Annotated in this window: 3 protein-coding genes and 1 pseudogene; 3 read left to right on the top strand and 1 reads right to left on the bottom strand. The window is 66.1% G+C overall.

Annotated features, from left to right (window positions below):
- Nucleotides 1-47 precede the first annotated feature (47 nt).
- Together EN914_RS32080 and EN914_RS32075 are read left to right on the top strand one after the other, a co-directional pair.
- Nucleotides 48-890 (top strand): carbohydrate kinase family protein, encoded by an 843-nt coding sequence (locus tag EN914_RS32080; RefSeq protein ID WP_245497889.1) that lies wholly within the window; start codon nucleotides 48-50, stop codon nucleotides 888-890.
- Between the two features lie 74 nt (nucleotides 891-964).
- Nucleotides 965-1,882 (top strand): pseudouridine-5'-phosphate glycosidase, encoded by a 918-nt coding sequence (locus tag EN914_RS32075; protein ID WP_127389530.1) that lies wholly within the window; start codon nucleotides 965-967, stop codon nucleotides 1,880-1,882.
- A 64-nt stretch (nucleotides 1,883-1,946) separates the two neighbouring features.
- Here EN914_RS32075 and EN914_RS32070 read toward each other — a convergent pair whose 3' ends face one another.
- On the bottom strand, nucleotides 1,947-2,270 hold the full coding sequence (locus EN914_RS32070; protein WP_024504570.1) for a TfoX/Sxy family protein: 324 nt from the start codon (nucleotides 2,268-2,270) through the stop codon (nucleotides 1,947-1,949).
- Between the two features lie 90 nt (nucleotides 2,271-2,360).
- Between EN914_RS32070 and EN914_RS39540 the strand changes: the two are divergent.
- A pseudogene (locus EN914_RS39540) lies at nucleotides 2,361-2,455 on the top strand (GFA family protein); the annotation flags it as partial.

The following is a 2,455-nucleotide window of genomic DNA, read 5'->3' as shown; positions in this document are numbered from 1 at the left end:
GCACTGCGCAAGGCGTTGAAGACGCCGCCGCCTCCAATCCGGGCACAATGCGCGAGGATGTCGGCGGCGGCGTCTTCAACGCCTTGCGCAGTGCCGTGCGGCGCGGCGTCTCCGCGTCGCTGATGTCGGTTCGCGGCGGCGATGCCGCTGCCGACACCGTTTCGCGAGCCATTGCCGGGGCAGGCATTACCGACCTGTCGGCGGTCTTCCTCGACCGCACGACGCCGAGCTACACGGCGCTGATCGACAGCGAAGGCGAGCTGATCGTCGGCTTTGCCGACATGGCGCTCTATGATTTGGCGTTTCCCAAGCAGATCAGGCGCTCCAGGGTGCGGGAGGTGATCGCCGCCGCAGATGCCGTCTTCTGCGACGCCAATCTTCCGACGACGGCGCTGGAACGGCTGGTCGCGCTCGCCGCGGGCAAGCCGGTTTTCGCGATTGCCATTTCGCCGGCCAAGGTGGTGCGGTTGCTACCGGTGCTGAAGGAGCTTTCGCTGGTCTTCATGAACCGGCGCGAGGCCATGGCGCTGGCCGGCGTCGCCGCGAATGCCACGGAGCGCGAGGTGGTCGACGGGTTGCGATGCAGCGGCCTCGTCAGCGGCGTGGTGACGGCAGGCGGCGGGCCCATGCTGGGCTTCGATGAAGCCGGCGCCTTCTCTATCCTGCCGCCGCCACCAAGAAAGGTCGCCGACGTCACCGGCGCCGGCGATGCGCTGGCGGGCGCAACGGTCGCAGCCTTGCTGCGAGGACTGCCGCTGCGGGCAGCTCTGCGCGAAGGCATTGCCGGGGCGACGCTTGCCATCGAAAGCGCCGCCGCCGTTCCGGAGTTCACCGCGGCGAGCTTCGCGGAAGCGTTGGTCCTTGTGCCGGATGCCAGGGAAGTGGCATGAGACCGGCGAATTCATAGTGCCGCGATGTTGCCGAGCGTCCGACGGACGCGCCGCATTCCGGATAGGAGACCTTGATGACCCCTGAGACCGCCCGCCCCTTCATCGACATCCACGCGCCGGTGGCGCAGGCCCTGGCCGACGGCCGGCCGGTGGTGGCGCTGGAAAGCACCATCATCACCCATGGCATGCCCTACCCCGACAACGGCGCCATGGCGGCCGATGTCGAAAAGATCATCAGCGATGGCGGCGCCGTGCCGGCGACGATCGCCGTGGTTGGCGGCCGCATCAAGATCGGGCTTTCTGACGGCGAGCGCGAATCGCTGGCGATGACGGGCGACGCCATGAAGCTGTCGCGCGCCGATCTCGGTTTTGCCGTGGCGCAAGGGCGCACCGGCGGCACCACGGTCGCCGCCACGATGATCGCGGCGCATATTGTCGGCATAAAAGTGTTTGCCGCCGGCGGCATCGGCGGCGTGCACAAGGGCGCCGAAAAGAGCTTTGACATTTCCGCCGATCTCGACGAGCTGGCGCGCACCCCGGTGATTGTCGTCTCGGCCGGCGCCAAGGCGATCCTCGACATCGAAAAGACGCTGGAAGTGCTGGAGACGCGCGGCGTGCCGGTGATCGGCCATGGCTGCGAGACGATGCCGGCCTTCTGGTCCAGGCAATCGCCGTTCCGCGCGCCGCTGACCTTGCACGAGCCGGAAGAGATCGCGCATTTCTACCAGACGAGGGCAGCACTTGGGCTTGCTGGCGGCATGCTGATTGCCAATCCTGTGCCGGAAAACCAGGAAATCCCGGCTGCGGAGATGGCGGGCTATATCGACGCCGCGCAGAAGGCCGCCGAGGCACAACATGTCACCGGCAAGGCGGTGACGCCATTCCTGCTGGGAAAGATCCTCGAACTGACCGGCGGCAGGAGCCTGAAGACCAACATCGCGCTGGTGGAAAACAATGCACGGCTGGCGGCGAGGATAGCCAGGGCATTGTAGGGCACGGCCTCCAAGGTCGGCGGGACAGAGGGGGTGCTGTCCCTCCGCTGTGCCAAGGCTGGCGTCACTTCCCCGCCCTTCGCCCCGCCTCATACGCCCGGCGTGCCCAGACCGTCATCTCGTCGGGATCATCAAAAGCGCTGTCGGGAACGCTCCAATAGGGCATGGCGACCAGCTTGCCGTGGCGCGAGCCGGTATAGGTCCATTGCGTGCAGCCGGCGGCCTCGAACTCGGGGGCGCTTTGCTCGTCGGCTTTCAACAGCAATTCGCCGCGCAGCACGATGGCGACGATGACGCCGTCGAAATAGATGCCCTTGCCGCCGAACAGTTTGCGGATGCTGACAGGGCCGAGACCCTCGAACAGTTCGGCGATGCGTTCATTGTCCATGCCGCGATCATGTCACCGGCATCTGGCCTTGTCATCGCCGCAACCAAAATCATGCTGACAGGTTGAGAGAGGTATCGGAGTTTTCCCGCCATGCCGCTTCTGCTGAAAGGGTCCTGTCGCTGCAATGCCGTGCGTTTCGAGGTGGAAAGCCACACGCCGGCGCCGTTCATGCTGTGCTACTGCTC

Source organism: Mesorhizobium sp. M7A.F.Ca.CA.001.08.2.1, from assembly GCF_003998455.1.
GTDB classification, from domain to species: domain Bacteria; phylum Pseudomonadota; class Alphaproteobacteria; order Rhizobiales; family Rhizobiaceae; genus Mesorhizobium; species Mesorhizobium ciceri.
The sequence above is the reverse complement of the archived record's forward strand: the minus strand, read 5'-3'. Positions and strand labels throughout refer to the sequence as shown.

Coding starts and splice junctions, on each gene's coding strand:
- EN914_RS32070 (WP_024504570.1), bottom strand. CDS start 2,270: ATGGACAATGAACGCATCGCCGAACTGTTCGAGGGTCTCGGCCCTGTC.
- EN914_RS32075 (WP_127389530.1), top strand. CDS start 965: ATGACCCCTGAGACCGCCCGCCCCTTCATCGACATCCACGCGCCGGTG.
- EN914_RS32080 (WP_245497889.1), top strand. CDS start 48: ATGCGCGAGGATGTCGGCGGCGGCGTCTTCAACGCCTTGCGCAGTGCC.